The sequence below is a fragment of the Vibrio sp. ZF 223 genome, from assembly GCF_003050585.1.
Taxonomy (GTDB): Bacteria; Pseudomonadota; Gammaproteobacteria; order Enterobacterales; family Vibrionaceae; genus Vibrio; species Vibrio crassostreae.
In genome coordinates this window covers 131,292-156,605 of record NZ_PIGB01000006.1, presented here as the reverse complement: position 1 = coordinate 156,605, position 25,314 = coordinate 131,292, and the positions used below count along the sequence as shown (strand labels likewise).

25 protein-coding genes and 1 other RNA gene are annotated in these 25,314 nt (G+C 45.3%); 7 read left to right on the top strand and 19 right to left on the bottom strand.

Annotation, left to right across the window (positions count from 1 at the left end; translation table 11 throughout):
- Positions 1-14 precede the first annotated feature (14 nt).
- The 5 genes from CWO13_RS13655 to rsmI form a co-directional block, all read right to left on the bottom strand.
- Positions 15-1,772, bottom strand: coding sequence for a penicillin-binding transpeptidase domain-containing protein (locus CWO13_RS13655; protein ID WP_108083081.1), 1,758 nt, complete (start codon positions 1,770-1,772; stop codon positions 15-17).
- Positions 1,769-2,086, bottom strand: coding sequence for a cell division protein FtsL (gene ftsL, locus CWO13_RS13650; RefSeq protein WP_057621973.1), 318 nt, complete (start codon positions 2,084-2,086; stop codon positions 1,769-1,771). Before ftsL ends, CWO13_RS13655 begins: the two co-directional genes overlap by 4 nt.
- A gap of 3 nt (positions 2,087-2,089) precedes the next feature.
- Complete coding sequence (gene rsmH / locus CWO13_RS13645) at positions 2,090-3,040, bottom strand: 16S rRNA (cytosine(1402)-N(4))-methyltransferase RsmH (protein ID WP_108083080.1); 951 nt, start codon at positions 3,038-3,040, stop codon at positions 2,090-2,092.
- Positions 3,041-3,268: 228 nt separating this feature from the next.
- Positions 3,269-3,708: RNase P RNA component class A (rnpB, locus tag CWO13_RS13640), an RNA gene on the bottom strand.
- A gap of 177 nt (positions 3,709-3,885) precedes the next feature.
- Entirely contained in the window at positions 3,886-4,752 is an 867-nt protein-coding gene (gene rsmI, locus CWO13_RS13635; RefSeq protein WP_048609684.1) for a 16S rRNA (cytidine(1402)-2'-O)-methyltransferase, read from the bottom strand.
- 61 nt (positions 4,753-4,813) lie between these two features.
- Between rsmI and CWO13_RS13630 the strand changes: the two genes are divergently transcribed.
- The 4 genes from CWO13_RS13630 to CWO13_RS13615 are packed head-to-tail and all read left to right on the top strand — an operon-like array spanning position 4,814 to position 8,231.
- A complete protein-coding gene (locus CWO13_RS13630) occupies positions 4,814-6,631 on the top strand; it encodes a penicillin-binding protein activator (protein ID WP_108020424.1) in 1,818 nt (605 codons plus the stop codon).
- Positions 6,618-7,016, top strand: a complete 399-nt coding sequence (locus CWO13_RS13625; RefSeq protein WP_102432167.1) for a YraN family protein — start codon at positions 6,618-6,620, stop codon at positions 7,014-7,016. Before CWO13_RS13630 ends, CWO13_RS13625 begins: the two co-directional genes overlap by 14 nt.
- 2 nt (positions 7,017-7,018) lie before the next feature.
- Positions 7,019-7,609: a phosphoheptose isomerase gene (locus tag CWO13_RS13620; protein WP_004729817.1), complete on the top strand. Its 591-nt coding sequence runs from the start codon at positions 7,019-7,021 to the stop codon at positions 7,607-7,609.
- A gap of 16 nt (positions 7,610-7,625) precedes the next feature.
- Positions 7,626-8,231 (top strand): BON domain-containing protein, encoded by a 606-nt coding sequence (locus CWO13_RS13615; RefSeq protein ID WP_048658024.1) that lies wholly within the window; start codon positions 7,626-7,628, stop codon positions 8,229-8,231.
- A gap of 91 nt (positions 8,232-8,322) precedes the next feature.
- On the opposite strand, the gene sspB is transcribed toward CWO13_RS13615, so the two are convergent.
- The 8 genes from sspB to zapE all read right to left on the bottom strand — a co-directional run bounded on the left by sspB (position 8,323) and on the right by zapE (position 14,662).
- Positions 8,323-8,817: a ClpXP protease specificity-enhancing factor gene (gene sspB / locus CWO13_RS13610; RefSeq protein ID WP_017072808.1), complete on the bottom strand. Its 495-nt coding sequence runs from the start codon at positions 8,815-8,817 to the stop codon at positions 8,323-8,325.
- Between the two features lie 6 nt (positions 8,818-8,823).
- Positions 8,824-9,459, bottom strand: coding sequence for a stringent starvation protein SspA (sspA, locus tag CWO13_RS13605; protein ID WP_009848943.1), 636 nt, complete (start codon positions 9,457-9,459; stop codon positions 8,824-8,826).
- A gap of 97 nt (positions 9,460-9,556) precedes the next feature.
- Positions 9,557-10,294, bottom strand: coding sequence for a cytochrome c1 (locus tag CWO13_RS13600; RefSeq protein ID WP_048658023.1), 738 nt, complete (start codon positions 10,292-10,294; stop codon positions 9,557-9,559).
- Complete coding sequence (locus CWO13_RS13595) at positions 10,291-11,556, bottom strand: cytochrome b (protein ID WP_009848941.1); 1,266 nt, start codon at positions 11,554-11,556, stop codon at positions 10,291-10,293. The genes CWO13_RS13600 and CWO13_RS13595 overlap by 4 nt, the downstream gene beginning before the upstream one ends.
- On the bottom strand, positions 11,556-12,146 hold the full coding sequence (petA, locus tag CWO13_RS13590; RefSeq protein WP_010434692.1) for a ubiquinol-cytochrome c reductase iron-sulfur subunit: 591 nt from the start codon (positions 12,144-12,146) through the stop codon (positions 11,556-11,558). Before petA ends, CWO13_RS13595 begins: the two co-directional genes overlap by 1 nt.
- 330 nt (positions 12,147-12,476) lie before the next feature.
- Positions 12,477-12,869 (bottom strand): 30S ribosomal protein S9, encoded by a 393-nt coding sequence (gene rpsI / locus CWO13_RS13585; protein ID WP_004740758.1) that lies wholly within the window; start codon positions 12,867-12,869, stop codon positions 12,477-12,479.
- A gap of 13 nt (positions 12,870-12,882) precedes the next feature.
- A complete protein-coding gene (gene rplM / locus CWO13_RS13580; RefSeq protein WP_010434689.1) occupies positions 12,883-13,311 on the bottom strand; it encodes a 50S ribosomal protein L13 in 429 nt (142 codons plus the stop codon).
- Positions 13,312-13,558: 247 nt separating this feature from the next.
- Positions 13,559-14,662, bottom strand: a complete 1,104-nt coding sequence (gene zapE / locus CWO13_RS13575) for a cell division protein ZapE (protein WP_048662655.1) — start codon at positions 14,660-14,662, stop codon at positions 13,559-13,561.
- 219 nt (positions 14,663-14,881) lie between these two features.
- Between zapE and zapG the strand changes: the two genes are divergently transcribed.
- From zapG to degS, 3 genes are all read left to right on the top strand, one after another.
- Complete coding sequence (gene zapG / locus CWO13_RS13570) at positions 14,882-15,337, top strand: Z-ring associated protein ZapG (protein ID WP_017629363.1); 456 nt, start codon at positions 14,882-14,884, stop codon at positions 15,335-15,337.
- Positions 15,338-15,464: 127 nt separating this feature from the next.
- On the top strand, positions 15,465-16,820 hold the full coding sequence (locus CWO13_RS13565) for a Do family serine endopeptidase (RefSeq protein ID WP_102480616.1): 1,356 nt from the start codon (positions 15,465-15,467) through the stop codon (positions 16,818-16,820).
- A gap of 158 nt (positions 16,821-16,978) precedes the next feature.
- Positions 16,979-18,043 (top strand): outer membrane-stress sensor serine endopeptidase DegS, encoded by a 1,065-nt coding sequence (gene degS, locus CWO13_RS13560; RefSeq protein ID WP_108083079.1) that lies wholly within the window; start codon positions 16,979-16,981, stop codon positions 18,041-18,043.
- Between the two features lie 116 nt (positions 18,044-18,159).
- On the opposite strand, the gene parC is transcribed toward degS, so the two are convergent.
- The 6 genes from parC to nudF form a co-directional block, all read right to left on the bottom strand.
- Complete coding sequence (gene parC / locus CWO13_RS13555; protein ID WP_048658018.1) at positions 18,160-20,418, bottom strand: DNA topoisomerase IV subunit A; 2,259 nt, start codon at positions 20,416-20,418, stop codon at positions 18,160-18,162.
- Positions 20,419-20,421: 3 nt separating this feature from the next.
- Positions 20,422-22,302 carry a DNA topoisomerase IV subunit B gene (parE, locus tag CWO13_RS13550; RefSeq protein WP_017061428.1) on the bottom strand — a complete coding sequence of 627 codons (1,881 nt, stop codon included), beginning with the start codon at positions 22,300-22,302 and terminating at the stop codon, positions 20,422-20,424.
- Positions 22,303-22,541: 239 nt separating this feature from the next.
- A complete protein-coding gene (gene yqiA, locus CWO13_RS13545; protein WP_108083078.1) occupies positions 22,542-23,147 on the bottom strand; it encodes an esterase YqiA in 606 nt (201 codons plus the stop codon).
- 15 nt (positions 23,148-23,162) lie between these two features.
- Complete coding sequence (gene cpdA, locus CWO13_RS13540) at positions 23,163-23,987, bottom strand: 3',5'-cyclic-AMP phosphodiesterase (protein WP_102432172.1); 825 nt, start codon at positions 23,985-23,987, stop codon at positions 23,163-23,165.
- A 59-nt stretch (positions 23,988-24,046) separates the two neighbouring features.
- On the bottom strand, positions 24,047-24,487 hold the full coding sequence (locus tag CWO13_RS13535) for a DUF1249 family protein (protein WP_004736016.1): 441 nt from the start codon (positions 24,485-24,487) through the stop codon (positions 24,047-24,049).
- A gap of 4 nt (positions 24,488-24,491) precedes the next feature.
- On the bottom strand, positions 24,492-25,121 hold the full coding sequence (gene nudF / locus CWO13_RS13530) for an ADP-ribose diphosphatase (RefSeq protein WP_048658015.1): 630 nt from the start codon (positions 25,119-25,121) through the stop codon (positions 24,492-24,494).
- Positions 25,122-25,314: the final 193 nt, after the last annotated feature.

Here is a 25,314-nt window from a genome sequence, read left to right as displayed (position 1 = left end):
AATCCTGATTGGCTCTATTCTTGAAATTTGTTTTCATCAGCAGGGACATTGAGAATTTGCAGTGCCCCCTTCATGATTTCAGAAAAAACGGGAGCTGCGACTGAACCGCCATAGTAAAGGTCACCTTGAGGTTCGTTAACCACAACAACCAGCGCGACTCTTGGGTCACTAACAGGGGCAAAACCTGCGGTAATTGCAATGTATTCATCACTGTATCCGCCCGCTTCAGCCTTACGAGATGTACCCGTTTTGGCTGCAACTCGGTAACCTGGGACTGCGGCTCTTGTTGCCGTACCGCCTTTTTGAGTCACCCCCTCTAGCATATTCAACACCAGCTCCGCGTTTTCACGCTTGATGATCTGCTTAGAAAAGTCTTGGTCGTTACTCTTAATAATATGAATCGGTTCATACATGCCTTTGTTGGCTAGCGTCGCATAAGCATGCGCTAACTGCATCGGCGTAACTGACAAGCCATAACCGAATGATAATGTTGCAATTTCAAACTTAGACCAACGACGACGATTCGGGAAAATGCCACTGGTTTCACCAATTAGATTTAACCCAGACATCTCGCCAAGACCAACCGAGCTGTACATTCCAAGCAAGGCTTCAAGTGGCATGTTAAGTGCTAATTTCGCCACACCGATGTTACTCGACTTCTTAAGGATTAAAGCTAAATCAGCCTTACCCACTTTAGAAGAGTCTCGTACACGGCTACCACCGATCTGCATGATGCCGTTGCCGGTATCAATAACGATATCGGGATCAGCAGTACCATTCTCTAGCGCTGCCAAAACCACAAAAGGTTTCACGGTAGAGCCGGGCTCCATCGCATCGGTAAGTACGCGGTTACGCATCTTAAAGCTTTGTAAGTCAGCACGATTGTTCGGGTTATAAGAAGGGGCGTTAACCATCGCCAATACAGCGCCGGTTTTTACATCCAACAAAATCGCAGAGCCAGAAGTCGCCTTATGATCGGCCACCGCCTGTTTAATCGCTCGGTAAGCGATCGCTTGCAATCGTTGATCGATCGTTAGCTCGAGTGGTTTGCCTTCTTCACGTTCTTCTAAAGCAATGTTTTCAACAACACGTCCGTAACGGTCTTTACGAATCGTCCGCTTACCCGCCTCGCCCGTAAGCCATTTGTCATAGCTGCGCTCAACGCCTTCTAGACCGTGCCCATCTATTCCTGTCACACCGATAAGATGTGCACTGACTTCGCCTGCAGGGTAGTAACGTCGAGATTCCGCTTTCAGGCCAACACCCACCAGCTTAAGCTCACGGATATACTTAGCCATTGCAGGGCTAACTTGTCTTTGCAGGTAAATAAATCGACGGGATTTGTTGCTAGAGATCTTGTCGATCATCGACTGTCGCTCTAAGCCAAGTACATCGGCTAGCGCGTACCAACGATCAATTTGAGCCATACCATTTTTATCGAAAATCGTTTTTGGATCGGCCCATACCGCCTCAACTGGAACACTCACAGCAAGCGGCTCGCCATTGCGGTCTGAGATAATACCGCGAGCAGAAGGAATTGCCTTAACACGTACCGAGCGAAGGTCGCCCTGACGAATTAAGTTATCTGGTTCAATAATTTGAATGTAAGCCACACGGCCAACAAGTGCAGCAAAGGCAAGAAACACGAAAGCAATCACGACGTTGAAACGCCATTTAATCAGAATTGGATCCGAATCCTTTTCGCTCTTCACACGCTCTTTCGTTGATTTCTTAACGGGGTTTGCGGGTGCTTTTTCCTTTTTACCGGTCATTTCAGTGTGATCACAACTTCTTTGTCAGAGTCTGGACGTTTCATGTCTAGCTCTCTTTTTGCCGATGCTTGAACGCGACTGTGTTCAGCCAGAGCCGTCTCTTCAAGCATTAAATTTCGCCACTCATCATCAAGCTGTTCTCGCTCCACCAATGCCATGTCTTTTTGCGTGATCGCCTGACGTGACATATGTGTCGTGAGAACGACCCCCATCGCACTCGCAAAGATACAGATAAGAAGCATCAGTGGGACCTTGCCCACTGAGATCAAATCAAAAAATATTACCTTGGCTAAGTTAGGTTTGGAGGTCTTCATTGACTATAGCTTTTCTGCGATTCGTAATACTGAACTGCGTGAACGAGTATTCTCATCCACTTCGCCTTTCGATGGTTTGATCGCTTTACCAACAGGCTTAAGATCAGCACTGCCTAGCGCTTTGATCTGCTCTTCTGTTAGTGGCAAACCATGTGGAACTTGCGGGCCTTGGCTCTCTTTACGGATAAAACGCTTCACCATACGGTCTTCAAGTGAATGGAAGCTGATAACAGACAAACGGCCTTGTGGAGCAAGAATGCTTGCTGCGCCTTTTAGGGCTGTATCGATCTCTTCAAGTTCGCTGTTGATGTAGATACGGAATGCTTGGAAAGCACGCGTTGCTGGGTGCTTTTTCTCTTTGAAGCTTTTTGGAGCCACATCCGAGATAAGCTTAGCCAGTTGACCAGTGCGCGTTAGTGGTTCGTTCTCTTCATTCTCTTGATAAGCAATAATGCCCTTCGCGATACGACGAGCGTGTTTGTCTTCACCGAACTCACGGATAACCCATGTGATGTCATCGAGATCCGCTTCAACTAACCACTGAGAAACAGGAATGCCTGATGTTGGATCCATACGCATATCAAGCGGGCCATCTTTCATAAAGCTAAAGCCACGCTCAGCGTCATCCAACTGTGGTGAAGAAACACCTAAATCCAGTAAAACACCATCTACTTGACCGACTAAGTCATAACGCTCTGCATATTCAGCCATACCTGAGAATGGGCCGTGAATAATCGTAAAACGAGGGTCATCAATCTTTTGCGCTTCTGCAATCGCTTGTGGATCGCGGTCGATACTAAAGAGTCGTCCATTCTCGCCCAGTTTAGACAGGATTGTACGGCTGTGACCACCACGGCCAAAAGTACCATCGATGTAGGTACCGTCAGGTTTGATCGCAAGTCCGTCAATAGATTCGTTAAGCAATACTGAAATATGTTTGAATGCTTCTGTCATAGTCTTCTCAGTGAGTGGATTGAGCCATTAGTGCGGCAATAATTTGTTCTATTAACGTTTTAGTGTACTGATTTCACGCCGTATCTCCACCATATTGTGTATAGGCTTTGGGAATTTTTGACCCAAGCTCATATCAGGGTGAAGGATTCTAAGGAAATCTAAATAATTTACGTCAATATAAAGCAAAAAACCCATCACTACCGTTAAGTAATGATGGGTTCTTTATATAGGTGGAGTTGACACATACGCCGGGTTCTGTTCCGCTTGCGCGGCGGTAACCATTCGTCTAGGCCTGCAATCGCTCACAGGCTCAAGCAATCTACCCGCCCCCATACGCGAGCAACGCAATGTGAGGGCCTATTTGATCTTGCTCCGGGTGGAGTTTACCTTGCTACGAACTGTTGCCAGTCGCACGGTGCGCTCTTACCGCACCCTTTCAGCCTTACCTGTGCCCCTTCCGAAGAAATGAGGCCATCGGCGGTCTTCTCTCTGCTGCACTTGTCGTGGGCTCGCGCCCCCCAGACGTTATCTGGCACCCTGCTCTATGGAGCCCGGACGTTCCTCCCCTCTGCCAGTCTCCCGAAGGACTTCAACGTCAGTTTCCCGAAGGACCTCAACGTCAGTCTCCCGAAGGACATCAGCAAAGCAGCGATTACCCGTTCAACTCCGAGGGCGGATTGTATAGAGATTAGGGTGCAGTGTCTAGCGAGATCACAAATATGGTGCAAACCTCTAAGCAACTGCGGGAATTTTACACAATTCAGACAAAAAAAGAGGAATGACGGCAACACCATCATTCCTCACAAGCTTTTTCAACAAAGGCTATCTACTCTATAAATAGATATCTAGTTGTCTAGATGCTCTAGGCCCCATTTGTATAAAGCGTTCTTTTTCAAGTTATAGATTTCTGCTGTCATCGCCGCCGCTTTTTTAAGGGGTAATTCTTTGGTTAGGATACCCAGCGTGCGAGTCGCTTCGTCTGGCAGTTCTGTGCTCGCTTCTTCACGGTGACCATGAATCAATAACACCATCTCACCGCGCTTACGGTTCGAATCTTCTTCAATCCAATCAATCAGCTCACCCAATGGCAATCCTTGAATAGTTTCGAATGTCTTAGTCAACTCACGCGCCAACACAACTTCGCGGTCTGGGCCTAAGATCTCAAGCATATCTTGTAGAGAATCTGAGATACGGTGCGGTGACTCGTAGAAGATACAGGTGCGTTCTGCCTTTGCGATCTCTAAGAACTTGTCTTTACGACCTTTGCTCTTCGGCGGTAAGAAGCCTTCAAAGCTGAAACGATCCGACGGTAAACCTGAAGCACTCAATGCGGTAATAACAGCACAAGCACCAGGAAGTGGCACAACTCTCACACCCGCTTGACGACATTGTGAGACAAGATGGTAACCTGGGTCACTAATTAAAGGAGTACCCGCATCAGAGACTAATGCGATAGACTGACCTTCTAATAACCTTTCGACTAGAACTTGTGCTTTAGTTTGTTCATTATGATCATGTAAAGCGAACGTTCTGGTTGATATATTGAAGTGAGCAAGCAGCTTACCCGTGTGGCGTGTGTCTTCGGCTGCAATAACATCGACACTTGATAAAATTTCAATTGCTCTTTGAGTGATATCTCCCAAATTTCCGATTGGGGTTGGCACAATGTAGAGAGTTGGGCTCTCTGTGAGCAAGGTTTTGTTATCTGTCATTTGTTTACCATCACTTCAACGATTAATATAGATACAAATTTATACGGAATTTAAAGAACTCATGGCAACGATGAACCATAAGAGACTCAGTGTACCACGCTTACTAACTCCAATTGCATTAGCAATTACATTGGCGGCTTGTTCTTCAGGTCCTCAAACACCAACGAGCGTAGATATTACACTAGATCCAGTGCAATCAACTGAAAGTTACATGATGCAGGCGGATAGTAGCAAAGGAAGTCTACAAAACGACTGGTTAATCATGGCGCTTAAGGCTTCTGTGCAAGCTGGAAAAACCGATCAAGCAACTCTGCTGATCAAACGCTTAGCAAAACAAGAGCTGAGCGAAACGCAACAAGCGGAATGGCAATTAGCGCGCGCTCAACTGCTAGTGAACAACTCGCAGCCGGAGCAAGCTTATAGCCAACTGAACTTCCAGCCTTGGTGGAAACTTCCGAACGAGCAGTGGAAAGATTATCACGAGCTACGCGCGAACATTTCTGAAATGCAAAGCGAGTATTTTGAGGCGAGCCGCGAGTTAGTTCTTTATTCAGAATATCTAGACGCTGACGACGAGCTCCAACAGCAAGCTGCTGACCGTATTTGGCAGAACCTAAATAGCTACTCTCAATATGAGATTCTAGAGCTTAAGACGTCGCCTACGGAAGACGTTCTTGAAGGTTGGTTACAGCTGGCGATTTACATGAAGACGCTGAACTCGAACCTTCCAAACCTACAGGAAACCCTGTCTGATTGGCTAGCTGAGAATCCTCAGCACCCAGCAGCGACATATACACCTCAGGCGATCACGGACATCTTAGCGCTAGAGATCAGCAAGCCAACCAGCACTGCACTATTACTGCCTCTAACCGGCAAGTACGGCAAGCAAGCACAACTTGTACGTGACGGTTTCATCTTTGCGATGATGAATGACAAAGAGCGCGAAGAAGATGCAACGCTGACGGTAATGGATACCAACCTGCAAAGTGCGGCTGAGATTAAAGCGACACTGGAAGAGAACAACGTTGATTTCATCGTTGGCCCGCTGATTAAGACCAACATCACTAAGCTTCAGCAAGCGCAGAAAAACCACGAGAACTCGATTCCAGCTTTAGCTCTGAACATTCCAACGCAACTAGAACCTGATACCAATATTTGTTATCTCGCTCTATCGCCAGAGCAAGAAGTCGCTCAGGCAGCGAAACACCTATTTACTCAAGGTTACAAGTACCCGCTTATCCTTGCGCCAAGAGGACGCTTAGGTGAGCGTGTTGAGCAAGCGTTTAAAGAAGAGTGGAAAAAATACAGCAGCAACGATGTTGCTATCAGCTTGTTCTCTGACAAACGCCAACTACAACGCAATGTGAATCAGGTATTCGGCTTGCAAGAGAGCCAACAGCGTATCGCTCAAATGGATGGACTACTTAACCTAGACCTTGAAACTGAGCCACGCAGCCGTCGTGATATCGATTCTGTCTACATTGTGGCTAAGAACTCAGAGCTAACGCTCATCAAGCCCTTCATTGAAGTTGCAATCAACCCAGATGCAAGCCAACCAGCTCTATTCTCAAACTCACGCAGCAACAGCGGTGATAAGCAGTATGAAGACCTAACCGGTGTGTTCTACAGCGATATCCCACTATTGGTTGAGAATAAAAACGAGCTTAATCAAGAGCTCAACGACCTATGGCCTGCACACTCAAACGGCCAAAAGCGTCTGCAAGCACTGGGAATGGATGCATACTACCTAATGGATGCACTGCCACAGATGAAAGCCGTACAGGGTTACAGCATTCCAGGTGAAACCGGCGTGTTAACCATCGATAACAACTGTGTGGTTCAACGTGAAATCAGCTGGGCGGAGCATGGGGCTTTTTAGTCGAAATTTCCTATCCAAACCAACAATCACCCACAAACAAGTGGGTGATAAATACGAGACCGTGGCAAAATCTTATCTGATTAACCACGGTTTATCGTTAATAGAACAAAACTTCATAGCAAAATGTGGTGAGATTGATCTTATAATGCGCCATAACAATACGGTTGTGTTTGCTGAAGTAAAATACCGCAAGCAAACCCGCTACGGACATGCCGCTGAAATGGTGACTGCCAAGAAGTCACAGAAGCTACTCAAAACAGCCAATGTTTGGCTGATGCAGCAAGGCTTGTCGGTGCACTCTACAGATTTCAGGTTTGATATTGTTGCCATTGAAGGGCCGAATGACAATATAGACTGGATTCAAAACGCGATTACCCAAGGATAAACATGCTAGACAGCATTAAAGAAAGTTTCACAGAAAGTATTCAAATCCAAATTGCGGCTGCAGAAGCTCTGCCTGACGCAATCACGCATGCCGCTCAAGCAATGGTTGCGACCTTGCTTAACGGAAACAAAATTCTTTGTTGTGGTAATGGTGGTTCAGCGTCGAATGCTCAGCAATTTGTATCGTGCCTACTCAACCGATTTGAAACAGAGCGCCCTAGCCTTCCAGCGATGGCACTCACAGCAGACAACACTACGCTCACAGCTGTGGCTAACGACTACCACTATGAAGAGATCTTCTCTAAGCAAGTGCGTGCGTTTGGTCAAACTGGCGATATTCTGTTGGCTATCTCGACTAGCGGTAACAGCAAGAATATCATCAAGGCAATGGAAGCGGCGGTAACGCGCGACATGACAATCATTGCCTTTACCGGTAAAGATGGTGGCGAGATGGCAGGTCTGCTTGGTGAACACGATGTAGAAATTCGTATTCCTTCACACCGTACAGCGCGCATTCATGAAGTACATATGGTGACGCTACACTGCCTATGTGACCTAATCGATCAAGTACTCTTCCCTGCTCACGAAGAGTGATATACGGAGCATCACAATGAAATCATTAACCTCTATGAGGCTGTTTAAGCTGATTAGTGTTTCGCTACTTACACTGTCTCTGTCTGGCTGTGCTGGCATTTTCATTGCTGGTGCGGCAACCACAGCAAATCTAGTCACTGACACGCGAACCACCAAAGAAATTTGGAACGACAACAATATCGAATTTGAAGTTGCAGCTATCACTAATAAACAACCCTACCGTGGTAGCGTGCGTGTCACTGCAAGTTCTTACCGCGGCTCTGTGGTGTTAATGGGGCAAGCAAAAACAGACGCTGAACGTCGTGCTTTTGAGAGCCAAGCCAAAGAAGTAACCGGTGTCGAAAGCATACATAACCAGATTCGAGTGAAAGAGCCATTATCGGTTAGCGCGATTAGCAAAGACAGCTGGATTACGACTAAGGTGAAGTCAGCTCTGCTTGCTAATGCTGAGCTTAACGGCATCAAAGTAAAAGTAATTACTGAGGACTCAGAAGTATTCCTGCTTGGACTGGTCACTCGAGAGCATGCTGATATCGCAACAGAAGTTGCGCGTAACATATCTGGCGTAAAGCAGGTCATTCGAGCATTTGAATATGGTGAAGAAGAGACGGCTGTTAACTAGCCTTAAGTCAGTCAATTAAATGCTATTTACCAGAAAAGAAAAAGCAGCGACGAGTCGCTGCTTTTTTATTTGATTCGTTATTTAACTAACGTTATTTGATAACACGAAGGCTTGGGCGACCTTTCGCTGGACGAGGTGGCTCAGGATCTGAGTCAGGCTCTTCAGCATCTACGTCTGCCGTTGCTACGCTCAAAGATGGGCCTTTTTCTGGTTCTTCAAAAGGACTTTCTTCAATCCCTTCTTCAAACGCTTCCATGTAAGCCTCTTCAGGTTCAAACATGGTACCAGCACCATTTTCACGAGCATAAATCGCTTGTACTGCGTAAAGCGGAACGATCACAGAGTGTGGACGACCACTAAAGCGAGCACTAAACGTCACAGCTTCGTTACCCAGTTCAAGTTGTCCAACCGCACGAGGCGCGATGTTCAGAATGATCTGACCATCTTGAACAAACTCTTCTGGAACTCGCACACCCGGCAATGTTGCTTCAACAACAAGGTGTGGAGTTAATTCGTTATCAACCAGCCATTCATAAAATGCACGAAGCATATATGGTCGGCGTGGAGTCATATTAGAAATATCCATAAACGCTTAGCGAACAAGTCGCATCTCACGCTCAGCTTCAGTTAGAGAAGCTAGGAATGAATCACGTTCGAATACGCGGTTCATGTAAATCTTAAGCTCTTTAGAACCAGGACCAATTAGTTCGATACCAAGCTCAGGTAAACGCCATAGTAGCGGAGCTAGGTAACAATCAATTAGGCTAAACTCTTCGCTCATGAAGTATTCATACTCAGCGAAGATAGGAGCAAGAGTCAGTAGGTCGTTGCGCAGTTTAACGCGAGCTGCTTCAGATTCTTCAGCATTGCCTTTAACGATCTTCTCTGCAACTGAATACCAGTTACGCTCAATGCGGTACATCATTAGACGACTGTTACCACGAGCAACCGGGTATACAGGCATCAATGGTGGATGAGGGAAACGCTCATCTAGGTATTCCATGATGATCTTTGAGTCATATAGAGCAAGCTCACGATCAACAAGAGTAGGTACTGATTTGTACGGGTTCAGTTCAACAAGCTCTGCTGGTAGATTTTTTTCATCAACCAACTCAACTTCAACACTTACGCCTTTTTCAGCAAGAACGATGCGCACCTGATGGCTATACATATCAGAAGCACTTGAGAAAAGAGTCATTACAGAACGTTTATTGGCAGCTACAGCCATGGAGCCCTCCAGTACACTTTAAATAAAAACAATGGAGGCCTAAAGCCTCCATTGAACATTAACATAATTTGGGAATTAGCACGGTATTATAGCACAATTAGTGCACATCACGCCAATACTCTTTCTTCAGCAAAATCACGATGATAGTGAATATTACTAAGAAGGCCATTACCCACCAACCCATAGCGTGACGCTCAAGTTGAACTGGGTCGCCCGAGTAAACCAAAAAGTTAACAAGGTCACGAACCGCTTCGTCGTATTCACCAGCACTTAGTTCACCAGAACCGTCAGTTTCAGTACCAACAACAACCGTCACTTCCTCGCCATCTACCATATGCGTATCGTAGATTGGTGTTGGGATACCTTGTAGCTCTTCAAGAACGTGCGGCATACCTACACTTGGGAAAACAATGTTGTTCACGCCAAACGGACGAGACGGATCTTCATAGAATGTACGAAGGTAAGTGTACAGCCAATCTGCGCCACGAACACGAGCAACCAAAGTTAGGTCAGGTGGCGGAGCACCAAACCAACTTGCCGCTTGCTCAGAAGGCATAGCGTTAACCATCAAGCTACCAATTTTCGCCTCTGGGTCGAAAATCAGGTTTTCCTTCATTAGATCAACAGGGATCTCTAAATCATTCGCAACACGTTCATAACGCTGGTACTGCGTTGAGTGACAAGCGAAACAGTAGTTCATGAACATCTTAGCGCCATTTTGCAATGAAGCTTTGTCTGTTAAGTCATTGTTCGCTTTGTCTAATGGTACGTTTGCACCCGCTGCCATCGCCAATGACGGCAACATAGCAAATAAAATTACAATCCACTTTTTCATTTGAATGTCACCCTTTCTGGTAATGGTTTCGTCGCTTCATTTTTACTGTAGAACCACAGTAGAACGAAGAACATGAAATAACCTAAGCTAAAGATTTGAGCCAGTAGCGTGTATGTTGGCGTTGCTGGAAGCGCACCAAGTACACCAAGCGCAATAAAGCTTATTGTGAATTGGATGATGTTAATCAAATGCAGTTTGCTACGGTAACGGTAAGAGCGCACTTTACAACGGTCGAACCATGGCAATAGGAATAACACAACAATAGATGCACCCATTGCTACTACACCTAGCAGCTTATCAGGAACAGCACGAAGTACAGCGTAGAACGGCGTGAAGTACCAAACTGGAGCAATATGCTCAGGTGTTTTCAGCGGATTCGCGGCTTCAAAGTTAGGCGGCTCAAGGAAGTATCCACCCATTTCTGGGTTAAAGAACAGCACGTAACAGAACAAGAATAGGAAACCAGCAACACCTACCATGTCTTTCACCGTCCCGTATGGGTGGAAAGGAATAGAGTCGATGATGTCGTATTTCTTAGTGTAATCCTTATGGAATGGGAACTGAGTTTTGTAATCGTCGCCCATTGTACCTTTAGGAAGCTTAGTCTCGATACCATCTGGGTTGTTCGAACCCACTTCGTGCAGTGCTAGTACGTGAAGTACGATAAGTAGCAGAAGTACGATTGGTAGAGCGATAACGTGCAGTGCGAAGAAACGGTTCAGCGTTGCACCAGATATGATGTAGTCACCACGGATCCAAAGCGTTAGGTCATCACCAATAACAGGAATCGCACCAAACAAAGAAATGATTACCTGAGCACCCCAGTAAGACATTTGACCCCATGGTAGTAGGTAACCCATGAAAGCCTCAGCCATAAGCACTAAGAAGATCAACATACCGAAGATCCAAAGTAGCTCACGAGGTTTTTGGTAAGAACCGTAGATTAGGCCACGGAACATATGCAGGTAGATAACAACGAAGAATGCCGAAGCACCCGTTGAGTGCATGTAACGCAGTAACCAACCGTATTCCACATCACGCATGATGTATTCAACAGAAGCAAATGCACCCTCACCTGACGGTACGTAGTTCATTGTTAGCCAAATACCCGTAAGAATTTGGTTAACCAGTACCAACATTGCTAAAGAACCGAAAAGGTACCAAAAGTTAAAGTTCTTAGGCATTGGGTATTCAGATAAATGCTTTTTATAAGCATTCATCGCGGGTAGACGTTTCTCTACCCAATCAAGCAATCCTTGCATTACGCGTCTCCCTCGTCCACACCGATCATGATCTTAGTGTCACTCAAATACATATGCTTTGGTACAACAAGATTCAATGGCGCTGGTACGCCTTGGAATACTCGACCTGCCATATCAAACTTTGAACCATGACAAGGACAGAAGAAACCAGACTTAACACCCTGAACTTGCTCTGCAAAAGAATCCGGCAGGTAAGTTGGAGAACAACCTAAGTGCGTACAGAAACCAACAGCAACGAAGAATTCAGGCTTAATTGAACGGAACTCGTTCTGCGCGTATTCAGGTTGTTGTTCAGCTTCAGATTGAGGGTCACGAAGTTGACCACCGATCGCTTTTAGGTTCTCTAGTACCGACTCAGCACGGCGTACAACCCATACAGGTTTACCTTGCCACTCGACACGAACCATTTGTCCCGGTTCTAACTTACTGACTTCCACTTCCACCGGTGCGCCCGCAGCTTTCGCCTTGGCACTCGGATTCCATGATTTAATAAAAGGCACGGCTACAGCAGCTGCTCCTAAACCACCAACAACGGCTGTTGTTGCGGTTAAGAAACGCCTGCGACCGTTATTTAAAGGCGCGTTGCTCATCCAAACATTCTCCCATTTGCTCCTTATGGATTGAAATAATTCCGATTAAAGAGCATGGCTAACAAAATATGTATTTAGTTCTATTTATTGACGGCAAATGATAAATAAAACCCTACTTTTTGACAAGATAAAGCTACCTTTTTGTAACAATCATGAGGCAAAGCGCACATTGGGTTACAAAAGCTTTCAAAATATAAGAATTTGGGAATAAAACGAGGGAGAGGAAGCGTTTAGAGGGGGTATAAAAACAAAAAGCTCGGCATATAGCCGAGCTTTGAACCACAATTCCAGTCGTAAAACTGGGAGCGTGTACTTTTTCGTAAAGAAAAATTAACGCTTAGAGAATTGAGGTTTACGACGTGCTTTACGTAGACCAACTTTCTTACGTTCAACGCAACGAGCGTCACGAGTAACGTAGCCAGCTGCACGTAGAGCAGGACGTAGAGTTTCATCGTACTCCATAAGAGCGCGAGTGATACCGTGGCGGATTGCGCCAGCTTGACCAGAAATACCACCACCAGAAACAGTGATGTAAAGGTCAAGTTTCTCAGTTAGTTCAACTAGCTCAAGAGGTTGCTTAACAACCATACGAGAAGTTGGACGACCGAAGTAAACATCAAGGCTACGCTTGTTGATTACGATCTCACCAGAGCCTGGTTTGATGAAAACACGAGCTGCTGAGCTTTTGCGACGACCAGTGCCGTAGTATTGATTCTCTGCCATTTTCATAATCCCCTTAGATGTCTAGTACTTGTGGCTGTTGAGCAACATGGTTGTGCTCAGTACCAGCGTACACTTTAAGCTTACGGTACATCGCGCGGCCTAGAGGACCACGTGGAAGCATACCTTTAACTGCTAGTTCTAGAACCATTTCTGGTTTCTTAGCAATTAGCTTTTCAAAAGTGATAGTTTTAAGACCACCTGGGAACTCAGAGTGACGGTAGTAAACCTTACCCTTAGCTTTGTTACCAGTTACAGCAACTTTCTCAGCGTTAACAACGATGATGTAATCACCAGTGTCTACGTGAGGAGTGTATTCTGCTTTGTGCTTGCCGCGTAGGCGAGAAGCGATTTCACTTGCTAGACGGCCAAGAGTTTTGCCTTCAGCGTCTACAACATACCAGTCGCGTTTTACAGTTTCTGGTTTAGCAACGAAAGTTTTCATGCTAATAATTACCTATTTAAAAAATTTACACTTAAGGAATACTCGCGTATTCCCACTGTCTAAGAGTTACCATTCATCACCCCTTCGAGTGTTGGAAAACTCTTGGCATAACGTGATTTTACTCATCGCTAGAGGCCCGCAGTAACGGTAGGTCGCAGGATTATAGAGAAGAGCGAAGAAAAAATCACCTCTTTTTGAACAAAATCACGATTTTTTTAATTCTATTTCTTATTCGAGATAATCAAAGCTAACTTAAGTGTTCTTTTGCCAAATATTCATGGCTCTGCATTTCAATTAAGCGCGATTGACAACGTTTAAATTCAAACTCTAGCTGACCATGGGTGTATAGCTTTTCTAGCTCCACTTGCGCTGAAATAATCAGTTTCACATTGCGCTCATAGAACTCATCAACTAATGCAATGAAGCGCCTTGCAGCATCATCTGAAGTCGCCCCCATTTGCAATACATCCGCCAATAGAACCGTGTGATAAACCCGAGACAACTCAATATAGTCGTTCTGGCTACGAGCCGACTGACAAAGCTGAGCAAAAGTACCATGCAACACCCCATCACTCGCTTCGACTACTTCTAATTGACGGTGATTAACCTCAATCTGCTTAAGCTTCTCTTTATCTTCACCTACGAGCTGAGCGTAATACTTTTCGAGATTGATATTCGCTTGGCTATCTAGCGGGTAATGGTAAATCTCTGCTTGCTCTAAAGTACGCAGACGATAATCAATACCGCTATCAACATTAAGAATGTGGCAGTTGTCTTGAATAAGCTTAATGGCAGGTAAGAAACGCGCTCTCTGTAACCCGTTACGATATAGATCCGCAGGGGGAATATTAGAGGTCGCGACCAAGATAACGTTGCGAGCGAACAACTCTTGGAACAAAGTTCCTAGGATCATCGCATCAGTGATGTCTGAAACAAAGAATTCGTCGAAACAGATAATGTCCGCTTCTTCCTTCAACTTGTCTGCCACTAAAGGCAATGGATCGCTAACATTACCTAGCGCCTTTAGTTCATCATGAACTCGATACATAAAGCGATGAAAGTGAACCCGCATTTTTTTAGTGGTCGGTAAGGCGTCGTAGAACGTATCCATTAGATAAGTTTTACCGCGCCCTACGCCTCCCCAGAAATAGAGACCTTTCGGTGGCTGTGGCAATTCTGGTTTTTTGCCCAATAATTTCTGGAATCGAGTTAGTTGAGGAATAGGCGTATTCATGTAATCTTGGAATTGATGAAAGAGTTCATCTAAAGACTTAACTGCTTGCTCTTGTGCTGGATCTCTTTGAAATCCATGTTCTTTTATATCTTGTTCGTATTTTTTAATGGGATTCATGACGACATTTCCACAATGAAAGCGATATCAGACAGCAAATAAAAATGAGCCCAAACAGTACGAGAAATAACGTAACGTGGTGAATAATGCAGCATCAAACTGCTAACTAGCGCACACGCATTTCTCTTTATACTGCGGCTTTCTCATAGTACCATGGAGCCGTATCACGTGTAACTAAGCAGTAACAAACATGTTAAAAAACAATAATAAGGAGCTGTTATGCCTTGGATGTATGCCGTTGCCGGTTTACTAGTCGGAGTTATTTTAGGGGTCGCCATTTCTCGTCTTATGACACCTGAATACAAAAAACAAAAGAACGTACAGAAAGAATTAGATAGCGCAAAGTTTGCCCTAGAACAGCAGCGACAAGAGCTGGCTGACCACTTTGCGAAATCAGCAGAAATGTTGGACACCTTAGGTAAGGACTACACGAAACTGTACCAACACATGGAAAAAACAAGCTCAGAGCTGATTCCTAACCTGCCAGAGCAAGACAACCCGTTTGTAAAAACAGCCGCCGCTCATTCGGACAAATCACAAGATAAGCCTTCAATTAAAGAAGCGACACTTGAGGAACAACCGAAAGATTACGCGAATGGCGCAACCGGTTTATTTACAGAACAGAAGAAAGAGATCATTGATGCTCCTGATGTAGTGACAGCAAAAGCATCATAAACATTTAACACTTCTGTGAACTTTACAAAGGTTTTTGAGTCATAACTTTCACTCAGGTCATTTGAAACTTCTCATACTTATTACACGTAGTGAGAGGGGTAAGACCTTAACTAGAGAGGAGTTTATGATGAAAAAACCTTTGCTTGCTTTATCAGTACTGACTTTAAGCTTAAGTTCAATCATCACCCCCATTCAAGCAACGGCCGCACTACCATTAAGTGTGGGTAATGAACAATTACCAAGCCTCGCGCCTATGCTTGAACAAGTGACCCCCGCTGTGGTTAGTATTGCCGTAGAAGGCAAACAGGTACAACGCCAGCAAATCCCTGAACAATTCCAATTCTTTTTTGGTCCAGAACAAACACGAGAGCGCCCATTCCGCGGATTAGGCTCTGGTGTGATCATTGATGCCAAGAAAGGCCATATCGTGACTAACTACCATGTGATTAATGGTGCTGACGATATCAAAGTAAAACTTCATGATGGTCGAGAATACGATGCCGAACTTATCGGTGGCGACCAGATGTCGGATATCGCGCTGCTTAAACTAGAAGAAGCCAAGAACCTTACTCAGATAAAAGTGGCAGACTCAGACAAGTTAAGAGTTGGTGATTTTAGTGTCGCAATTGGTAACCCATTTGGACTTGGTCAAACCGTGACATCAGGTATTGTTTCTGCGCTTGGTCGTAGCGGCCTGAATCTAGAGAACTTTGAGAACTTCATTCAGACCGATGCGGCAATCAACAGCGGTAACTCTGGTGGTGCGCTAGTTAACCTCAACGGTGAACTGATTGGTATCAATACTGCCATTCTTGGCCCTAACGGAGGTAATGTCGGTATCGGCTTTGCAATCCCATCCAATATGATGAAAAACCTGACAGAACAAATTCTCGATTTCGGTGAAGTAAAACGCGGCATGCTGGGCGTTCAAGGTGGAGAGATCACCTCAGAACTAGCAGAAGCACTCGGTTATGAATCAAGTAAAGGCGCCTTCGTTAGCCAAGTCGTGCCGGACAGTGCAGCCGATGATGCAGGCCTGAAAGCGGGTGACATTATTGTCTCTATTAATGGTAAACGTATTGATACTTTCAGTGAATTAAGAGCTAAAGTCGCTACACTCGGTGCAGGTAAAGAAATCGAACTGGGCGTGGTTCGCGACGGCAAGAACAAAACCTTTGATGTGACTCTGGGTGAATCAACCAACAGCAAGACACAAGCTGAAAAACTGCATGAAGGCTTAGCTGGTGCAGAGCTCACCAACACAACAGACAGCGACTCAGCAACGGGCGTGAAAGTGTCAAGTGTGGCTCAAGGCTCACCAGCAGAAGCTTATCAACTTCTCAAAGACGACATCATTATTGGCGTCAATCGCCAAACCGTTAAGAACCTTGCTGAATTTAGAGATATTCTTGAGAAACAACCGGGCGTACTAGCGCTAAATATCCAACGTGGCGACAGAACTATCTACCTCGTTATTAGATAGTCATACGTCAACGTAATAACAGGGAGGCTCGGTAAGTTTGCTTTAAACTTACTCAGTCTCCCTTTTCTTTAGATGAATCAAAATGCTATGCTTCACTAGTAATCAAGTCAGTCATCCATCTACGGAGGCTTCACACCTTACTTGTTGAAGAGGGAAACATGCTGTCCTTTCTATTTCGTTCTATTTCCCTTGGACTCGTTTCAGCGGTGCTTATTCTTCTTGCATTTCCAAGCTTGAGACCCGCTATTGTTGCAGATGTCACTAACCCTAAAGTCGACAATATTGGCTCTCTTCAGATTTCATTCAATCAAGCAGTACGCCGCGCGGCACCTGCTGTGGTTAATATTTATAGCCGTAAATACGCCGAAAATGATCGTAACAAGCTACTGACTCAAGGTTTGGGGTCTGGGGTGATTGTTAGCGAGAAAGGCTACATCATTACCAACTTCCATGTTGTGGCTCAAGCAGACCAAATAGTTGTGGCCCTTCAAGATGGCCGAGTAGCAGCAGCGCAACTTGTCGGCTCAGACAAACGCACCGATATCGCGATACTGAGAGTCAGCGGTGACAACCTACCAGTAATCCCATTAAACCCAAGCTACAGAGCCAATGTTGGTGATGTGGTACTGGCGATAGGTAATCCATATAACCTAGGTCAAACAACAACCTTTGGTATCATCTCTGCAACTGGCCGCTCTTCGATCAGTGCTGATGGTCATCAAGCCTTTATCCAGACCGATGCAGCAATCAATGAAGGTAACTCAGGTGGTGCACTGGTGAATTCACAAGGTGAGCTAGTCGGTATCAATACCGCCTCTTTCCAACAAGCTACCGACATGGAAACCTATGGGATCTCATTCGCTATCCCCTATCCGCTTGCTAATAAAATCATGGAGAAGATCATCGCCGATGGCCGTGTAATTCGTGGTTATATCGGTATCGATGGACAAGACATCAACTCTGTCACCTCACGCATGTTGGGTACTAAGAATATCGGCGGTATTGTTGTGTTAGGTATCGATCCAAATGGCCCCGCTGCGGATGCCGGTTTTGAAGCTCAAGACATTATTGTCAGTATCAATAATAACCAGGTAAGTGGTCGCCAGAGTGTGATGGATACTGTTACTGATTTGCGTCCAGGTACCGAGATTGATGTGGGAATCTTACGCCAAGGTGAAAACAAAACCCTCAAAGTGACAATTGCTGAAGATACTCGCCTGTAGAACAAACGCTGTTAGCAGTGGTTCAAGCTGCTAGATTTAAGCTGCTAATAAACAAATACAAAAAACCCAGCTCACAGGCTGGGTTTTCTTTTATCTAAAGATAGTATCAGGTATCTCTACGATTCACTTGGCTCTTCGATATCGATGCGAGTCACTCGCTGTAAACCTCTTGGTAGTAGGCCACCACGGCGACCACGTTCACCACGGAAGTTTTCAAGATCTGCTGGTTTCAAGCCAAGCTTGCGTTTACCGGCGTAGATAGTCAGCGTCGCATTCTCTGGGATAGCCATCAAGTGCGAGACAAACTCTTCACGCTCTTTTGCTTTCGCCGAAGGGATGTTGATGATCTTGTTGCCTTTACCCTTGCTCAACTGAGGTAGGTCTTTAATAGGGAACAACAACATACGGCCTTGGTTAGTAATCGCCAGAATCTGGTTACTGTCCAAGTCAGCAATAGGGCTTGGCATCATCACTTCAGAAGCTTGTGGCAAGTTAACCAACGCTTTACCGCTCTTGTTCTTAGACAGCAGATCGCTACCCTTACAAACAAAGCCATAACCAGCATCAGAACCGACTAACCATAATTGCTCATTCTCTCCCATCACCACTTGGCGAATAGAAGTACCAGGGCTGACGTTCAAGCGGCCTGTAATTGGCTCACCTTGGCTACGTGCCGACGGTAATGAGTGTGATTCAAGGGAGTAGCTTCGGCCATCACTGCCAAGGAACACCGCTTGTTGATTACTCTTACCCTTAGCGCTCGCTAGGAATTTATCACCTGATTTATAGTTCAAGCCTTCAGCATCAACCTCATGCCCTTTGGCATGACGAATCCAACCTTTTTCAGACAACACAACTGTGATTGGTTCGCTTGGTACTAAGTCACGCTCTGTTAGCGCTTTCGCTTCAGCACGCTCAATCAGAGGTGAACGACGATCATCGCCGTATTTATCCGCATCTGCTTGGATTTCTTTCTTGATCAGCGTATTCAAGCGACGCTCTGAACCGAGTAGCTTTTCAAGCTTTTCACGTTCAGCTTCAAGCTCTTCTTGCTCAGCTCGGATTTTAAACTCTTCTAACTTAGCTAAGTTACGAAGTTTAATATCAAGAATCGCATTAGCTTGAACTTCAGAAATGTTGAAACGGCTCATTAGAACAGGACATGGTTCGTCTTCTGTACGAATGATCTCAATCACTTCATCGATATTAAGATAAGCAGCAAGTAAGCCTTCTAAGATGTGCAAACGTGCCAGTACTTTATCTAAACGGTACTGCAAACGACGACGAACGGTTGTGCGGCGGAACTCGATCCACTCTTTCAGGATTTGAACTAAGCCTTTAACCTGAGGACGGTTATCCAAACCAATCATGTTCAAGTTAACGCGGAAGTTTTTCTCTAGATCCGTCGACGCGAACAGGTGACTCATCAATTGATCACAATCGATACGATTCGAACGAGGAACGACAACGATACGCGTTGGGTTCTCGTGATCAGATTCATCGCGCAAGTCGTCAACCATTGGCAGCTTCTTAGCGCGCATCTGGTTAGCAATTTGCTCAAGTAACTTTGCACCTGACACTTGATGAGGCAGAGCCGTGATAACAATATCAGAGCCTTCCTTGTGCCAAACCGCGCGCATCTTGATGCTGCCACGTCCAGTACGGTAGATCTTTTCGATATCCGATTTCGGAGAGATAATCTCAGCTTCTGTCGGGTAATCTGGACCTTGAATGAAACCCATCACATCTGAAAGCTCAGACTTAGGCGTATCAATTAGGTGAATGGCTGCATTAGCGACTTCACGCACGTTGTGTGGTGGAATATCGGTCGCCATACCTACCGCGATACCCGTGATACCGTTAAGCAGGATATGTGGAAGACGAGCAGGCAACATTTGAGGCTCTTTCATCGTGCCATCAAAGTTTGGTTGCCAGTCAACAGTGCCTTGACCTAACTCGCCCAGCAGAACTTCAGCAAACTTAGACAGTTTTGCTTCGGTATAACGCATTGCAGCGAACGATTTCGGATCATCAGGAGCCCCCCAGTTACCTTGACCATCTACCAATGGGTAGCGGTAAGAGAACGGCTGCGCCATCAATACCATCGCTTCGTAACAAGCAGAGTCACCGTGTGGGTGATACTTACCTAATACGTCACCAACGGTACGTGCTGATTTTTTGTATTTCGATGCAGCCGATAAGCCCAGCTCAGACATCGCGTAGATAATACGACGCTGTACTGGCTTCAAGCCATCACCGATATACGGCAATGCACGATCCATGATCACGTACATTGAGTAATTTAAGTAGGCATCTTCGGTGAACTTGCGCATTGGCAGCTGTTCAACGCCATCATATGTAATTTCGTTAGACATCCATTATACCTCGGCCATATCACCGTTAGTCTGTAGCCATGTACGGCGATCATCTGCACGTTTCTTACCAAGCAGCATGTCCATCATCTCGTTAGTCGCTTCGCTGTCATCAATCGTTAACTGAACAAGGCGACGAGTGTTTGGATCCATGGTGGTTTCACGCAACTGAAGTGGGTTCATTTCACCCAGACCTTTGAATCGTTGCACGTTGATCTTAGCTTTCTTCTGCGATAGTCGCTCAAGCACACCGTCTTTCTCTGCGTCATCGAGTGCGTAGAACACTTCTTTACCGCAATCGATACGATACAGAGGAGGCATTGCCACATAGATATGGCCCGCTTCAACCAAAGCATGGAAATGGCGAGTAAACAATGCACATAACAGTGTCGCGATATGAAGACCATCCGAGTCCGCATCGGCAAGAATACAGATCTTACCGTAACGCAGGCCTGATAAGTCATCGTTGTCCGGGTCGATACCCAGAGCTACCGAGATATCGTGCACTTCTTGCGAAGCCAATACTTGGTCTGCCGACACTTCCCACGTATTTAGGATCTTACCGCGAAGTGGCATCACCGCTTGGAACTCACGGTCACGCGCTTGTTTAGCAGAACCACCCGCCGAGTCCCCTTCCACGAAGAAGATTTCAGTGCGGCTTAAATCTTGAACCGAACAATCCGTTAGCTTACCCGGCAGTGCTGGGCCTGAGGCGATTTTCTTACGCACAACCTTTTTGCTTGCGCGCATACGGCGGTGGGCATTCGCAATACAAGCTTCTGCCAACTGTTCTGCCAGTTGTGGCTTTTCGTTCAGCCACAGGCTAAAGGCATCTTTTACCACACCAGAAACAAACGCAGCGGTTTGACGCGAAGACAAGCGTTCTTTTGTTTGACCTGCAAACTGCGGATCTTGCATCTTCACCGATAGTACGTACGAACAGCGATCGAAAATATCGTCGCCAGTTAGCTTAACGCCGCGTGGTAACAAGTTCCGGAATTCACAGAACTCACGCATTGCATCAAGCAAACCTTGGCGAAGACCGTTTACGTGTGTACCACCTTGTTTAGTCGGTACTAAGTTCACATAACTCTCGGTGATCATATCACCGCCTTCTGGCTGCCAGATGATCGCCCAGTTTGCCATTTCGGTTTCAGCAACGAATTCGCCAACATAAGGTTCTTCAGGCAGCAAGGTATAACCTTTCACGCCTTCGGCAAGGTAATCTTTTAGGCCATCTTCATAGAACCATTTATGCTCTTCGCCACCGACTTTGTCGATAAAGGTAATTTCTAAACCTGGGCAAAGCACTGCTTTTGCACGTAGATTGTTAATCAAACGAAGTGTCGAGAATTTAGGGCTATCAAAGTACTTAGGATCAGGCCAGAAATGTACTGATGTACCACTGTTACGATGACCACAAGTGCCCGTTACAGTAAGCTCTGTTACTGCATGACCGCCTTCAAGTGCGATCTCGTGAACCTGACCTTCTCGGCGTACGGTCACTTCAACACGTTTTGACAGCGCGTTTACTACCGAGATACCTACACCGTGCAGACCACCAGAGAACTTGTAGTTGTTGTTCGAGAATTTACCACCAGAGTGGAGCTTTGTTAAAATCAGCTCAACACCTGAGATCCCTTTTTCTGGGTGAATATCGACAGGCATACCACGGCCGTCATCGGTAACTTCTAACGATTGGTCTGCATGAAGCACAACTTTGATTTTCTTAGCGTGTCCCGCTAATGCTTCATCGACCGAGTTATCAATGACTTCTTGGGCAAGGTGGTTAGGTCTTTCTGTCTCGGTATACATTCCTGGGCGGTGTCGCACAGGATCGAGACCTTCAAGTACCTCGAGGTCTTTTGCATTATATTGTTCAGTCATAATACGGAGTTTACTCAAAAAGTTTGCGTCAGTTCGCTGGCTCCAGTTTCACTAAAGCAGAATCATTACTATGAACCGTCATAGTAGAGCGAACGAGCGAAGTATTGGGGAATATAGTCTGGAAGCTGAGTAATGATGTCAAGCTAGTTCAAAAACTAAGACATCAAACTATGATATTTCACCATTGATAGATGAAATAACAGGCAAACAAGAGAAAATCACTTGGTTGGTGGAACAGATTAAAGATTTAGAAAGGTGATGATTTGTTGTGGGTAGCGTTTAAAATCAACAAAGCTATGATCCCCGCCCTCTTCTACTGTCTGTGTTGCACCTTGGTACTTCTCTACCGCTTGTCGGTAATCCAGAACTTCGTCTTCCGTTTGCTGAAGTAACCAGAAGTCGCTCGGCTTAGCGATAGCCGAAACCTCTAACGCCTTCAGTTCATCAATATGTTTTGTTTCCAGTACATATCGTTCATCTGTGTATGGGTTTACTTGTTCACCTAAATAGTCAGCAAGAAGCTCATACGGCTTCACTGCAGGGTTTACAACCACCGCTTTAAAACCATAGTGGCTATTCAGCCATGTTGAAAGATAGCCACCTAGTGAGCTACCGACCAACGCTATCTGATATTGCTCTTTGTATTGCTCCACCAGCTGTTGCAAATGAAGTGCCGCTTGCTTAGGGAAACTCGGCAGTTGAGGCGTTACGACTTTAATATCAGCGCGATGCTCCGCACAGTAATCTGCCATCACATTCGCTTTATGAGAACGTGATGAACTGTTAAACCCGTGAATATAGAGAAGCAGCGATGGCTTAGTCGCTTGCTGATTAGAGCCTAACATCAATAACAACCTTCATTAATAACCAGCGGCTTCAAAATCAGGCAAGAACTGCCCATGAGGCAAACGACGAACTTGCGTGCTGACCGTTCCGTCTTGATGTAATTCAATCTCTCTCCAGCCCGGAGACAAAGTATCTACCGCGAAGTCATCTGAGTTAGGTTTGAATTGCACACAAGTCGACGGTGTTGCCATGACTTGTACACCATAATGATCTCGATTCATGTCTTGATGAACGTGACCACACAATACTGCTTTGACATTGGTGTGCTGTTGAACCACATCCCAAAATTGATCGGCGTCTTTTAGGTTATGCTGATCCAACCATGCACTGCCAACCAGCAATGGATGGTGATGCAATAGAACCAAAGTATTACGTTCAGGGAATTCCGTCAGCTTTTGTTCTAACAGATCAAGCTGTTGATCGCTAAGGCGACCATGAGGCACACCAACCACCTGCGAGTCTAGCATCACCATCTGCCAGTTATCGCCTAGCAAGACATGCTCAACACACTGTATTTGTGGTGATGGTAAAACACTGCCCATATTAGGCTTAAAGTCATGGTTCCCTGGCAGCCAATAGCATGACTTTTCCAAAGGTTGAATCCCTGACTCAAATTTCTGGTACGACTCAGCACTGTGATCTTGAGAGATATCACCGGTTGCTAAAATCGCTTGATAGTCAAAACCCTGACTAACAATGCCATCGACTACAGCACGAAAGCTATCTTGAGTGTTGATGCTTAATAAGCTGCCATTGCTCGGCGCAAACAAATGCGTGTCCGTTAGCTGCACAAGCTTAATAGTGCTCTCATCAAATTTTGAAGTGTGTGATAATTCCAAAATAACAAATCCAGATACGTTACTGTTTAGACTTTAAAAGTGTTGATAAATAGGCTCAATTAAAAGGTAATTGGGGTTCGGCTGATACCCGTTTTTAAACAAAACGTTAACCATTCCCCAAGAAATTTATTCAATTGAAATTTCTCGTCCTTTTGCAGAAGCTTAGTGTTGGGATAGTCATATTTCGCTTTGACTCTTGAAAAATCCCCGCTAGCGCACACTTCTGCAACTCGAGCGTCGTGATATAGCCTGACAGACATTTTTGGCAAAGGAAACACTGGCATCGCGTCACTCTGACATATATCTATTAATGTGGTGTATTTTGTGACCTCATTCACTGTCAATTGATACACCATATTAACGGCTTGGTAACAGCGAACGTCACCAACTTCATGCCCAACCGGTAACAAAGCGTTCAGTTTGGCATAGTTCGTCTCGTAAACTCGCATCAATTCAGCAAGATCAACATGATACGGTTTCTTGACTGCTATATTTGGCATGACGTTAATCTATCCACTCTGACTGTAATTCTTGGTAGTTCAATTGTAGCCACTGTAGCGCAATGATCGTGGCTCCATTTTCAAACACACCGTCTTTTACCAACTGATAAGCAGTTTCACGACTCATCACTTGTACGCGAATGTCTTCACCTTCGTAGTCCAATCCGTGTACCCCTTTGGCTGTCGTTGCATCAACACAGCCAACAAAGACGTCAAGCTTTTCTGAGCAACCACCAGATGAAGGGTAATACGAAGTAATAGGCAACACAGATCCGACTTCGACCCCGGCTTCTTCCATCGCTTCACGACGAGCGACATCTTGTGGTGATTCATCGGTATCAATGATCCCAGCAACAATTTCGTATTGCCATGGGGTCTCATGCTCTAGAGCACCGACACGGATCTGTTCGACGATCACAACTTCGTCACGCACAGGATCATAAGGTAGCAAAGCAGCAGCATGTCCACGCTCAAACATCTCACGCTCTATTGGTTGGCTCCAGCCGCCCTCAAACAGTCTATGTTTAAATGTGTACTTAACCATTTTGAAAAAACCACGAAACAGCGTCTCTTTTGAGACTATTTCCACATCTTGCGGAGTAAACTCATGTCGTTGATTGTCATACTGTTGCATTTGGTACCTCACTAAGTGATCTTTATAGTTTACTCATTGTCCGAGTTAACTACCAAGGATAAGGTTCAACTTTTTATATAAAATTTATAATTAAAGTTAAGTTTTAAAAAATAAATATTGCACAAGTGGACAGTTAACTGTAAAAAAGTGCAAAGTTTCGAGTAAATTACCACCAAACTGGGTTAAACTCTTT